Origin of the sequence: Pseudoalteromonas sp. T1lg10, from assembly GCF_002964545.1 — a bacterium.
In the GTDB taxonomy this organism is placed as follows: domain Bacteria; phylum Pseudomonadota; class Gammaproteobacteria; order Enterobacterales; family Alteromonadaceae; genus Pseudoalteromonas.
Genome location: NZ_PQBV01000004.1, coordinates 247,936 through 259,624 on the forward strand (window position 1 = coordinate 247,936; position 11,689 = coordinate 259,624).

Annotated in this window: 11 protein-coding genes; 8 read left to right on the forward strand and 3 right to left on the reverse strand. The window is 49.3% G+C overall.

All coding sequences use genetic code 11. The annotated features are described in order from the left end of the window. Positions 1-14: 14 nt before the first annotated feature. Positions 15-1,160, reverse strand: a complete 1,146-nt coding sequence (gene argE, locus C2M17_RS03510; RefSeq protein WP_105199482.1) for an acetylornithine deacetylase — start codon at positions 1,158-1,160, stop codon at positions 15-17. A 226-nt stretch (positions 1,161-1,386) separates the two neighbouring features. Between argE and argC the strand changes: the two genes are divergently transcribed. The 7 genes from argC to C2M17_RS03545 all read left to right on the forward strand — a co-directional run bounded on the left by argC (position 1,387) and on the right by C2M17_RS03545 (position 8,945). After that, the gene (gene argC, locus C2M17_RS03515) at positions 1,387-2,394 is read left to right on the forward strand and encodes an N-acetyl-gamma-glutamyl-phosphate reductase (RefSeq protein WP_105199483.1); all 1,008 of its coding nucleotides are present in this window, start codon (positions 1,387-1,389) and stop codon (positions 2,392-2,394) included. A gap of 10 nt (positions 2,395-2,404) precedes the next feature. Next, a complete protein-coding gene (argB, locus tag C2M17_RS03520; RefSeq protein ID WP_105199484.1) occupies positions 2,405-3,175 on the forward strand; it encodes an acetylglutamate kinase in 771 nt (256 codons plus the stop codon). A gap of 8 nt (positions 3,176-3,183) precedes the next feature. Further along, the gene (locus C2M17_RS03525; protein ID WP_105199485.1) at positions 3,184-4,101 is read left to right on the forward strand and encodes an ornithine carbamoyltransferase; all 918 of its coding nucleotides are present in this window, start codon (positions 3,184-3,186) and stop codon (positions 4,099-4,101) included. Between the two features lie 9 nt (positions 4,102-4,110). Continuing rightward, on the forward strand, positions 4,111-5,310 hold the full coding sequence (locus tag C2M17_RS03530) for an argininosuccinate synthase (RefSeq protein ID WP_105199486.1): 1,200 nt from the start codon (positions 4,111-4,113) through the stop codon (positions 5,308-5,310). A gap of 14 nt (positions 5,311-5,324) precedes the next feature. Continuing rightward, a complete protein-coding gene (gene argH / locus C2M17_RS03535) occupies positions 5,325-7,190 on the forward strand; it encodes an argininosuccinate lyase (RefSeq protein ID WP_105199487.1) in 1,866 nt (621 codons plus the stop codon). A 279-nt stretch (positions 7,191-7,469) separates the two neighbouring features. After that, entirely contained in the window at positions 7,470-8,000 is a 531-nt protein-coding gene (locus C2M17_RS03540) for a hypothetical protein (RefSeq protein WP_105199488.1), read from the forward strand. A 438-nt stretch (positions 8,001-8,438) separates the two neighbouring features. After that, positions 8,439-8,945 (forward strand): hypothetical protein, encoded by a 507-nt coding sequence (locus tag C2M17_RS03545; protein WP_105199489.1) that lies wholly within the window; start codon positions 8,439-8,441, stop codon positions 8,943-8,945. Here the strand turns inward: C2M17_RS03545 and C2M17_RS03550 are convergent. Continuing rightward, positions 8,910-10,307 (reverse strand): capsule assembly Wzi family protein, encoded by a 1,398-nt coding sequence (locus C2M17_RS03550; protein ID WP_105199490.1) that lies wholly within the window; start codon positions 10,305-10,307, stop codon positions 8,910-8,912. The two genes, C2M17_RS03545 and C2M17_RS03550, sit on opposite strands and share 36 nt — an antisense overlap. Continuing rightward, complete coding sequence (coaD, locus tag C2M17_RS03555) at positions 10,304-10,786, reverse strand: pantetheine-phosphate adenylyltransferase (RefSeq protein WP_105199491.1); 483 nt, start codon at positions 10,784-10,786, stop codon at positions 10,304-10,306. The genes C2M17_RS03550 and coaD overlap by 4 nt, the downstream gene beginning before the upstream one ends. Before the next feature lie 150 nt (positions 10,787-10,936). Between coaD and C2M17_RS03560 the strand changes: the two genes are divergently transcribed. After that, the gene (locus C2M17_RS03560; protein ID WP_105199492.1) at positions 10,937-11,578 is read left to right on the forward strand and encodes a TetR/AcrR family transcriptional regulator; all 642 of its coding nucleotides are present in this window, start codon (positions 10,937-10,939) and stop codon (positions 11,576-11,578) included. Positions 11,579-11,689: the final 111 nt, after the last annotated feature.

Sequence of the window (11,689 nt, forward strand, 5' to 3'; positions counted from 1 at the left end):
TTTTTTATGCCTGTTTACCAGCAGCTTTGATAGATAAGCTCTTTTATGATCTGCTGTGAAGGGGCGATACGCTCCATGGCCAAATATTCATTAGGCTGATGCGCCTGCTCGATAGATCCCGGCCCCATGACTATGGTTTCACAGCCCAGCTGTTGGATAAAGGGCGCTTCGGTGCAGTAGTTAACCGCCACCGCCTGCTGTTGCGAAAGCTTTTCTGCCAGTTTTACCAGGGCGCTGTCCTTGGTGCCGGCGAAGGCTGGAATGGGCTCGTGCATATCCCAAACCTCCACAGAGCCTGGATAGCGAGCATTGATATCCTTGGTAGCATCAAGCAGCATGGCCTGCAGCTCGGCGATGCTAAGCCCGGGCAGTGGGCGCATATCCAGTTGTAATTCACAGCAGCCACAAATGCGATTGGCATTATCGCCACCATGGATATGACCCAGGTTCAGGGTTGGGTAGGGAATAGCAAAATCGGTAACTGAATATTTATTCTTTAACTCTTCTTTTAACTTCAGCAGGTTTTGAATCACCAAATGCATCACTTCAATGGCATTTATGCCGCGTTCTGGATCTGAGCTGTGGCCGCTTTTACCAACAATGCGAATCGCCGAGGTCATATGCCCCTTATGAGTAAATACCGGCACCATGTCGGTGGGCTCGCCGATAATACAGCGCTCGGGTTTAAGGTCCGGATAACGGGCCACCTCTTGAGCTCCGGCCATGGTGGTTTCTTCATCGGCGGTGGCCAACAACAATAAGGGGCGTTGTTGCTTGCTGCTATCGAGCTCGGCAATAGCATTGAGCACAAAAGCAAAGAAACCTTTCATATCAATACTGCCTAAGCCATAGAGCTTGTTGTCTTCGGCTATAAGCTTAAAGGGATCCCGCTGCCAGCGGCCTTGGTCGAAGGGCACGGTATCCGTATGCCCGGCCAGCATTAAACCACCGGCGCCGCTGCCGCGTTTGGCCAGCAGATTGTATTTCCCGGGGGCGCTTTGCAGTTCAATAACTTCACAGTGAAAACCCAGGGACTCGCACCAGGTTGCCAGCAGTTCAATAACGCCACGGTTACTCTGGCTAAGCGCAGGATCGAGGGAGCTTATCGAGGGGGCGGCGATAAGCTGCTGGTAGCGCGTCAGAAAGTCTGGGTTCGACATATAAATTCCAAATATTTATTCACAAAGATTGCATAACAATATAAATGTCTTTATAGTGAATATCAATTCACATTTTAAGCATAAATATTGGTTTGGTTTAATGTTTCACTACCTCTTTAGCATAACGTCACGACGATAGTTCGAGTACACATATCTCCCTTGTGTACTCGATTTTTTTCGTCGGGCGTCTCGCCCGTTACTTACTGTCTGATTTTGAGTGTTATTAATGAATATTGTAATTATTGGCGCGAGTGGCTACAGCGGTGCAGAGCTAGCCAAATTAGTCGCAACACATCCTCACTTTGAACTTGTTGGCTGTTATGTTTCGGCCGGCAGTGCGGATCTTCATAAGCCCTTAAGTGCCCTGTATCCAGAGCATAAGGGCATAGTGGATCTGCCGCTGCAAGGCATGGACGATAATGCGATTGCCAGCATAGCTGCGCAGGCCGACGCTGTGTGTCTGTGTACAGATCATAAAGTCAGTGTAGATCTAGCTCCTCAGTTTCTTGCCCATGGCCTGAAAGTGTTTGATCTATCCGGTGGCTTTCGTCTTGCCGATGCCCATTTGTATGAAGAATTCTATGGTTTCACCCATCAACATCCCGAGCTGTTAGCGCAGGCCGTGTATGGTCTGGCGGAATGGCACAGCGAAGCGCTTAAGACCGCGCGGCTGGTGGCTGTGGCTGGTTGTTACCCGACCGCCAGTTTAAATGCCCTTAAACCTTTGCAGCAGGCTGGCTTGTTGGCTGGCGATCAGCAGGTGATCATCAATGCGGTATCCGGGGTAACAGGAGCCGGGCGCAAAGCCGCTATCGGCACCCACTTCTGTGAAGTCTCTTTGGCTCCTTATGGTTTGTTTAACCATCGTCATACACCGGAAATCGAGCAGTCTTTGCAGCATCCTGTGCTCTTTACGCCGCATCTGGGTAATTTTAAACGCGGCATTTTGGCCACTATTTACGCCACCTTAAATGCCGGTGTGACCCTGGATGATGTCAGCAGTGCCTACCAGGTACTGGCCGACGAACCTCTAATTCGCCTGTTGGGCGCCAATCAGGTGGCCTCCATTAAGGGCATAGAAAATCAACCCTATGTCGACCTTGGTTGGCATGTAAAAGGGCAGCAGCTGATTGTCAGCGCCGCCATAGACAACCTACTGAAAGGCGCCTCGGGTCAAGCACTGCAGTGTATGAACCTGAATGCGGGCCTGGCCATTAACACCGGTTTGGTATGAGGAACACATGATGACTACTAAGAAAACTTGGGTAATCAAACTCGGTGGTGCGGTATTAAATAATCCCGCGGCGCTTGATGCGCTCTTTGTGGCTTTGGGCTCGCAGCAACAGGCGAATTTCGTGGTTGTCCATGGCGGCGGTGCTCTTGTTGACAGCTGGCTGCAAGACGCAGGTTTTGCTACCGCCAAACATCAGGGCTTACGCATTAGCCCGGTGGAGCAAATGCCTTATATCGTCGGCGCCCTGGCCGGTTGTGCGAACAAGCAATTACTCGGTGCAGCGCTGAAAAACAAGTTACAGCCAGTGGGCTTGAGCCTGTTTGAGGCGGGTATTAATGCCGAGCAAAAGCTAAAGGCACTGGGCCAGGTCGGTGAGTGTATCCCCACTGCGGACTCTATTTTACCCCTGCTTATTGAAGCCGGACGCTTGGCGTTAGTGAGCTCTATCGGTTTTGATGAGCAAGGACACTGGTACAATGTTAACGCCGATGAAGCAGCGGCGGCCATCGCCAAGCTACTTGGCGCCGAACTTATTTTTATGACGGATGTGGAAGCCGTGCTGGACCAACAAGGTCAAGCCCTGCATCAACTAGATAAAGCACAAATCGAAGACCTGATAGCACAAGGAGTTATCTCGGGCGGGATGGAGGTCAAAGTAAAGACCAGCCTTCTTGCTGCCCAGCATTTACGACGTGGTGTGTATATCTCCAGCTGGCAAAAGCCAGAAAACCTTATTGCATTGCTCCAAGGAGAGCATGTTGGCACCCAAATTAGTATGTAGATAACACCATGAAACAAGATTTTATTACCGGCCTTGAGCTGGACGAAAAAAAGATTTTAACGCTTTTATCCCTGGCGCAAAAAATGAAGGCGCACCCCCAGGACTATGCTCAGGCACTGGCTGGCAAGTCTATCGTCACTTTATTTGAAAAGCAGAGCCTGCGTACAAGGCTGAGCTTTGATATTGGCATTAACAAACTCGGCGGCCATGCGGTGTATCTTGACCAGCAAAACGGTGCCATGGGTTCGCGGGAGTCGGTGAAAGACTTTGCCTTGAATATCAGCACCTGGGCCGATGCCATTGTGGCTCGGGTTAACCAGCATAAAACGCTTGAAGAGCTGAGCGAGTTTTCTTCCAAGCCAGTGGTGAACTCTTTGTGTGACCTTTACCACCCTTGTCAGGCACTAGCCGACTTTTTGACGCTGCAGGAAGTGTATGGCGATGTCAGTCAACTTAAGCTGGCCTATTTAGGTGAAGGCAACAATGTCACCCACTCCCTGATGTTGCTGGCGGCCACCCTGGGCACCGACTTTGTCGCCGTATGCCCTAAAGGTAGCAGCCCGGATGCGCAGATTGTGAAGCAGGCGGAGCAGATCGCCGCCAGCAAGGGCGCCTCTATCCTGGTCAGTGACAGAGTGGAAGCGGCTGCGGGCGCCAATGCTCTGTATGCCGATACCTGGGTCTCCATGGGCGATAACACCCCACTTGATCAGGTAAAAGAAAAATATATGCCATATCAGCTTAACAAACAGCTGCTAGATATGACCGGAGCACAAACGGTTTTGCATTGTCAGCCCGCGCATCGTGAGTTTGAAATTACTTCCGAAGTGATGGACAGCGACTATTCTAAGATTATTCAACAGGCGGAAAACCGCATGCATGCACAAAACGCCCTGTTAGTTACATTATTAAACCCAAATTTTTAAGGACTTGAGATGAGCACTATTAAAAAAGTTGTATTGGCCTACTCGGGTGGTTTGGACACCTCGGCGATTGTGCCTTGGTTAAAAGAAAACTACGGCTGTGAAGTGGTTGCCTTTGTGGCCGATGTGGGCCAGGGCGCAGAAGAGCTTGCAGGGGTGGAAGAAAAGGCCATTGCCTCGGGTGCTTCCGAGTGCCATATCGTTGACCTTAAAGAAGAAATGGTTGCCGATTATATCTACCCAACATTGAAAACCGGCTCTATTTATGAAGGCACCTATCTGCTTGGCACCTCTATGGCTCGTCCTATTATTGCCAAGGCCCAGGTTGAAGTAGCCCGTAAGGTTGGCGCCGATGCCTTGTCGCACGGTTGTACCGGTAAGGGTAATGATCAGGTGCGTTTCGAATCTTGTTTTGCCGCCCTGGCGCCGGATCTTAAAGTGATCGCCCCTTGGCGTGAGTGGGATCTTTCCAGCCGTGAATCCCTGCTCGATTACCTGGCCGAGCGCAATATTCCTTGTGCCGCATCAGCGACCAAGATTTACAGCCGTGACGCCAATGCCTGGCATATTTCTCATGAAGGCGGCGAGTTGGAAGACCCTTGGTGTCAGCCAAGCGATCAGGTATGGACCTGGACCAATTCACCAGAGCAAGCACCAGATAAGCCAGAAATGGTCAGCATCAGCGTCGAAAAAGGCGAGATCGTTGCCGTAAATGGCGAGCAACTCAGCCCGTATCAGTGTCTGGTGAAGCTGAATGAACTGGCGTCGCCTCATGGTGTTGGCCGTGTCGATATCGTCGAAAACCGTCTGGTGGGTATGAAGTCGCGCGGTTGTTACGAAACTCCGGGAGGCACAGTAATGATGGCGGCGCTGCAGGCCATTGACGAACTGGTTCTGGATAAGGCCAGTCGTAAGTGGAAAGAAACCCTGGGCGGTGAGTTTGCACACCTGGTCTATGACGGCCGTTGGTTTACGCCATTAAAAGACAGCATTCTGGCAGCGGCCGAGGCATTTGCCGAGTTTGCCAGTGGTGAAGTGGTGTTGAAAATGTATAAAGGTCAGGTTGTGGCGGTGCAGAAGAAATCACCAAACAGCCTATACAGCGAAGATTTCGCTACCTTTGGCGCCGATGATGTATATGACCAATCACACGCCGAAGGCTTTATTCGCTTGTTCTCGCTATCAAGCAGAATAGCGGCGTTGAAGAAGTAAGGTAGGAGAAGGCAATGGCACTTTGGGGCGGACGGTTTTCATCGGGTCCGGATGAAGCATTTAAACAGTTTAACGATTCTTTGCCGTTTGATTATGTGATGGCGGAGCAAGACATTATCGGCTCTGTGGCATGGGCGGGGGCGTTAAACCGCGTTAACGTGTTAACCGATGACGAGCACCAGCGTTTGGTGGCGGCATTGTATGAACTGCTTGAAGAGGTTCAGGCAAACCCAGATAGTGTTGCCCTCAGCGGCGAAGAAGATATTCACTCGCATGTTGAGGCGGCGCTGATCAATAAGGTAGGCGACCTGGGTAAGAAGTTGCACACCGGACGTAGCCGGAATGATCAGGTGGCCACCGACTTCCGCCTCTGGTGTAAGCAAACCGCGAGCACCATTGCCGATGCCCTTATTGCCACCAAGCAGTCGCTGCTGGCCTTAGCCGAGCGCGAGTTCGGTACGGTTCTACCTGGCTATACCCATTTGCAACGGGCCCAGCCGGTGCTCTTTAGCCACTGGTGTATGGCCTATGTGGAAATGCTTGAGCGTGATGCCAGCCGTCTACAAGATGCGGTTAAGCGTATGGATCAATGTCCACTGGGCAGCGGTGCTTTAGCCGGTACTGCTTATGCCATCGACCGTGAGTTGTTGGCTCAGGATCTTGGCTTTGCTCAGGCAACGCGCAATAGTTTGGATGCAGTGTCGGACAGGGACTTTGTGGTTGAACTGTTAAGCACGGCGTCGATTTCCATGCTGCATCTGTCGCGTTTTGCTGAAGATTTGATCTTCTATAACTCAGGTGAGGCGGGTTTTGTGGAGCTGGCGGATAACGTCACGTCCGGCTCGTCCTTGATGCCGCAAAAGAAAAACCCCGATGCCCTGGAGCTTATCCGTGGTAAAACCGGACGGGTTTTTGGCGCCATGAGTGCCATGATGATGACACTTAAATCTTTGCCCTTGGCCTATAACAAGGACATGCAAGAGGACAAGGAAGGCCTGTTTGATGCGCTGCCAACCTGGTTGGCCTGTTTGCATATGGCGCAGTCCTGCATCAACGGCATTAAGGTCAATGGTGAGAGAACCAGAGCAGCGGCCCAAGGCGGCCATGCCAATGCTACCGAGCTGGCGGACTACCTGGTTGCTAAGGGGATCCCTTTCCGTGAAGGACATCATATCGTCGGTCAATTGGTACAGGTCGCCATAGGCGAGGGTAAAAACCTGGAACAGCTTACCCTTGAGCAATTCCAGGCGGTGAGCAGTGTTATCGAAGAAGATGTGTATCCGGTACTTGAATTGGATGCGTGCCTGCAGGCACGTAAGGCCTTGGGCGGTACCTCGCCGCAGCAGGTTGCCCATGCCATTAAGCATGCACAGCAACAGCACACTATTACCGTGCGTGACGCCAACTTGCATGATGTCGAAGCCATTAGCGAGCTGATCCAGTATTGGGCCAAGGTCGGTGAAAATTTGCCGCGTGCCAAAAGCGATATGGTGCACTCGATCAATGAATTTGCCGTTACCGAGGTCAATGGTAAGGTCACCGGCTGTGCTTCGCTTTATATCTATGATACCGGCTTGGCGGAGATTCGCTCGCTGGGAGTCAATCCGGATTGTGGCGTCAAAGGACAGGGGCGTATGCTGGTGGATCACTTGCTTGTAAAAGCCAAAAAATTGGCGCTGAAAAGGGTGATAGTCTTAACTCGTGTCCCCAACTTCTTCGCTAAACTTGGATTCGAGCAAAGCAGTAAGGACAGCTTACCTGAGAAGGTAATGAAAGACTGTGAACTTTGTCTGCGCAAGGCGAATTGCGATGAGGTGGCCATGGACTTCTACCTCCAGCATGTTCCCATAGGCGAGATACCTTGTAAGCTAATTGCTTAAAATTTAGAACGCGCTGCCAGCTTTGGCGCGCGTTCCTCTCTCACTATATCAATCGCTAAATCAGTTAATACCAGCACACAAGTTCAAATCTGAGTTTAAAAAATTACACCAGAAAATTCAAAAGCATACAACGCAAACCACTAGCGTTTAGGCACAGCAATCTGATACAGTGACTTGCTCAACTAGTGCGCTAATCCTAAGCGAAGCTAATATCCAGCGCTGTGGTGCTGATGTGGTTCTCGGTCCACCGAAGAAAGAGAACTAAGAGTGAGATGACGGATGTTCTTTGAAAAAAGCTTAGTTATTTTTATGGGAGGCTTCGTGGTTTGGGGCTTTCTGATGGCTATGTTTTTCAATTTAATGCTAATAGCTTTTAAGGCTAAGGAAGATTTTAAACTTCTTTTTGTTAGCATCGTCATGTTTTCGTCTTATTTTACGAGTGATCACTTTAATAGCGTTTTTAGCGGTTCAGAAGTGTACAAAACCTGGCTTATTTACGATCTAGTCACTTTGCTTGTTATCTTGCCTGTGTTTTTCTTTAAAAAAGCCAAGCCTTCTCCTGGAGTTATCTATGCCGTAGCGGGCTTGATATTTAACTCAATCCTACTCCTACTGATGCATTTGGATATTGTGGTGTTAGACAATCGAGAAAAATGGTGGTTGTGGGGATTTTACTCTATAGGCATAAACTTATCAGACTTGTTAATGATAGTTGCGCTAATCGTTGATCGAGATATTCTTGGTTTTATTACGCTTAAAGACTATGTGAAAAGACAAGTTTCAAGCCAAAAAATCGTCACTTCTAAATAAATTCCCTCGAACCTTTGAGATGCAATAGAGTGCACCATTGCTCTAATTCGTTATCAGCGAGAATCATCACAATGACTCTTCCATTAAAAGATATTCTCGCAATGAAGACATAACAAAAAATGTAATGCCCTGATTTATAGGGATAATCCATAATCAATACGGTTGACACTGTTCCTGCCCCCAACAACTTATAAATTGATATTTAATAGCCTTGCTACCACTTATGCTTGAGGTATTCGCAATAATCGATGCGGTGTTTCTAGTTGTTCTGTTAATAAGGTGTTATATTTCTCAACCCTTTGATTTGTGCATCCAACTCGAATGCAGCGACTAGAGTCTTAGACTTCTTAAGTTGTGTGATATCAGATCTTATCGTTTGGGCTGGGGCTAAAAGCCTATGTAGGGCGAGATAATAATTAAAATAAAGGCCTGGATTAGATGTTTTTTGCCAGTGGAGAATTAGCTCAGCTACTAAGTACCTTCGTAAATTGGGGGTTTATGATGGCGCTGCTGTTTAACCTTGTCAGTTACTCCGAGGTTAGTTATCGCGCGCGCTCGCCCTTATGGCTCTGCCTGACCATTAACCTTTCTTATTTCATCACTTCTGTTATTGATGTGACTTACGTATATCCCTTCTGGGCTAGTGCCGATTTGTTGACCTTGGTCGCTTTGTTTGTGGTGCAAAGAAAGCGGGAGAAAATTCCTGCCTTATATTATTGTGCTGTGGGCTTGGTGCTCAATGCAATTTTGCATATAGCAATGTATTTAGATCTGGGCGTAGCGGGTAACTACGAACCCTGGTGGCTGTGGACTCTGTATTCGTTAGGCATCAATTTGAATGATGCCTTGATGATAATAGTGCTGGTGGTTAACCGGGACTTTCTCGGCCTGTGCCGCGCTGGCCGTTTGTTAAAAACGGTATTCCAGCGCCAGGCTCACGGCTGAGTGGGTATCGGAGTCAGGGTCGTTCGACTCTCGCCATAGGTGGCCGGTGATATTGACCAAAGCGCCTAATACGCCTTGCTGATAGCCGATCTCAAGGCGAGAAATATCCGTATCCAGATACTCCTTTTCGATGCGACCAAGCTTTAAATGCGCACCATAGCCGCCAATACGATGATAAGTGGCGCCCAGCGTCAGCGCTTCGGCGTCCGCTCCTATGGCCGGTCCCAGGTTCTGCTCTCTATGCTGGTAGCCTTGGGCTATGTCCAGATTGCCATAGTTACAGTTGTACTCGGGTAACTGCGACACACACTCGCTGCCGGTATCCGTGTATTCGATATAACCGCTAAGCAGTGCCTGCTCCGTGCCATAATGGGTTTGCGCTCCTAAGGTCAGGGCACCGTCTTCGGCTATCAGAGCCGATTCGATATGACCGGCATATTCGCCATAGATGGACAGAGGCAGTGTGCCAAGCAAGGTGGAGTATTTAATATCCAGGCTACTGAGCTTTTGCTCATCGGCGAGCTCATCAATAACTTGGTCGCCAATAGACTCGGGATAGTGTAACCATTCAGTCTTGGTTTGACTTAGGCCAAGCTCAAGACCTTGAATAGGAGTTGCGCTTAAACGCCAGCCCCAAAAGTCGCCGTCTTCGACTTTTTCTTCATCAATTTTACTCACCTGACTTTGCTGCTTAGCGGCTAGGGCGGTGAAGTTCCAGGGACCGATAAAGGCCAGCCAGCTTGGGCCATAATAATTGGTATCGTGGCGAGTCAGGCGCACGCCTGTCATGGCCTGGGCATTGTTTGACAGCGCCAGGGCATTTTCCTGTCCGGGTCCCCACCAGTGGTTAATTTTCTCGGCGCTTACGGACCAATTGCCCAACAGGGCGGCGACGTAACTGCCATCATAATTAACATATTCGCCGTCGTTGCTGTCGTCACGATAGGTGACGCTGACCTTGGCGCTGGCGGTTTTACCCGTGAGGCTGCCACTGGATTCAATACCGCTTTTAGCCTGATTGCGCGGGCCAAAGCCCTGAATTGTGTGCGGCTCAGAATTGGTAAAGACACGCACTCGGGAAACCGTGCCTTGCTGGGCGTATTTAAGCGCATGTTGTACATGTTGATAGGCAAATTGCGCCTGCGGCGTTAAATCCTGTATCGACACGCTTTGTAAATCGCCGGCAATGCCTTTCCACATCAGCGGATAAGTATTAACGGGGCGCTTGATCACGCCTTGATTTATCAGCATATCAATGGAGCTGCGTAGCAGCGCCGAGTCGGGTTCAATCCAGGGACTTGCCTGCACCTGGGCAGCACAAAACAGGGCGCTAAGAGCTAGCGCACAGCGAGATAGGGTCATTTTGATAATTTTTCCTTTAATGCCGCCGCCACTTCGGGGGCAACAAATTCTGATACATTGCCGCCATGCAATGCGACTTCCTTGACTAGGGTTGAGGAAATAAAGGTATTTTCCTCTGCTGGGGTAAGAAACACGCTTTCTAAGTCGGGGTTCAATCTGCGATTCATATTGGCGAGCTGAAACTCGTATTCGAAATCGGATACGGCGCGAATACCCCGTACCAACACATTAGCGTTCTGGGTTTTGGCCAAATCCGCTAGCAGGCCGGTAAAACCAATAACCTTAACATTATCTAAATGGGCAACGATTTTTTGTGCCAGGTCGACTCTTTCATCTAGGCTAAAACAGGGTTTTTTGTTCGGGTTGTGGGCGATTGCCACTATCACGCTGTCAAACATTTTTGCTGCGCGTTCAATCAGATCCAAATGGCCATTGGTCAAAGGATCAAAGGTGCCAGGATAGAGTGCGGTTACCTTCATTATCGTTCTCATTCTTTTAAGGTGCTGGGCGCATTTTAACAATCTTTGCCCATGTTGCCAGCCCCAAATCGGCGACAAATAAGGAGTCATTGTTCAGCCAAGCCAAGATTGTTTATACTGCTAAGGATAAAAAGCTGGGTAGAAGTAAACATGAGTACTAAGGAACGCATTATTCAGGCGAGCATTGAATTGTTTAATCGCCACGGTGAACGCGCCATCACCACCAATCATATCGCCGCCCATTTGGGCATAAGCCCGGGTAATCTTTACTATCACTTTAAAAATAAAGAAGATATTTTAAGGCATATTTTTGTGCTTTATCGTCAGCACCTGGACACTCAGTTCAAGCCGCTACAAGACGATGTCGAAGTCCTGAGTCAGTTAACCCATTATTTTGATGCCTTGTTCGAGCTGATGTGGAACTTCCATTTCTTCTACGACAATATGACCGACATTCTCGCCCGCGATGCGGAATTAAAGGCCGACTATATTCAATTTCAACAACGCTTGTTTGAGCAGGTAAAAGACATAGTTCTGGTGCTTAACAGCAAGGGTATTATTGCCATTGCCGATGAAGATGCGGCTGAGCTGACCCATATGTTGAAACTGACGGTGAGCTTTTGGACGCCCTATATCAAGGCCAGACGCCAAAGTGGCGAGCTTAATCGCGGCGATATTTATCAGGGCCTGCTCAAGGTTATTACCCTGTTTTCTGCCTTTGCGACCGATGCCGGCCGTGAACAATTAGCGGCATTAAAGCAAACCTATCAGCAGCGTCAGGATAACCTCTAGCGGCGCAAGGCCGCATTTGCGTAACATCTTCGCTATTATTTCCGTAAGCGCGTGGTTTTGCTATAATCGCGCGCTTTGAATCCAGGGTCGCGGAAATGGGCATTTTCCCCG

What these genes read in the sequence shown, in the direction of transcription:
- argE (WP_105199482.1), bottom strand. Translation starts at nt 1,160, where the DNA reads ATGTCGAACCCAGACTTTCTGACGCGCTACCAGCAGCTTATCGCCGCC.
- argC (WP_105199483.1), top strand. Translation starts at nt 1,387, where the DNA reads ATGAATATTGTAATTATTGGCGCGAGTGGCTACAGCGGTGCAGAGCTA.
- argB (WP_105199484.1), top strand. Translation starts at nt 2,405, where the DNA reads ATGACTACTAAGAAAACTTGGGTAATCAAACTCGGTGGTGCGGTATTA.
- C2M17_RS03525 (WP_105199485.1), top strand. Translation starts at nt 3,184, where the DNA reads ATGAAACAAGATTTTATTACCGGCCTTGAGCTGGACGAAAAAAAGATT.
- C2M17_RS03530 (WP_105199486.1), top strand. Translation starts at nt 4,111, where the DNA reads ATGAGCACTATTAAAAAAGTTGTATTGGCCTACTCGGGTGGTTTGGAC.
- argH (WP_105199487.1), top strand. Translation starts at nt 5,325, where the DNA reads ATGGCACTTTGGGGCGGACGGTTTTCATCGGGTCCGGATGAAGCATTT.
- C2M17_RS03540 (WP_105199488.1), top strand. Translation starts at nt 7,470, where the DNA reads ATGTTCTTTGAAAAAAGCTTAGTTATTTTTATGGGAGGCTTCGTGGTT.
- C2M17_RS03545 (WP_105199489.1), top strand. Translation starts at nt 8,439, where the DNA reads ATGTTTTTTGCCAGTGGAGAATTAGCTCAGCTACTAAGTACCTTCGTA.
- C2M17_RS03550 (WP_105199490.1), bottom strand. Translation starts at nt 10,307, where the DNA reads ATGACCCTATCTCGCTGTGCGCTAGCTCTTAGCGCCCTGTTTTGTGCT.
- coaD (WP_105199491.1), bottom strand. Translation starts at nt 10,786, where the DNA reads ATGAAGGTAACCGCACTCTATCCTGGCACCTTTGATCCTTTGACCAAT.
- C2M17_RS03560 (WP_105199492.1), top strand. Translation starts at nt 10,937, where the DNA reads ATGAGTACTAAGGAACGCATTATTCAGGCGAGCATTGAATTGTTTAAT.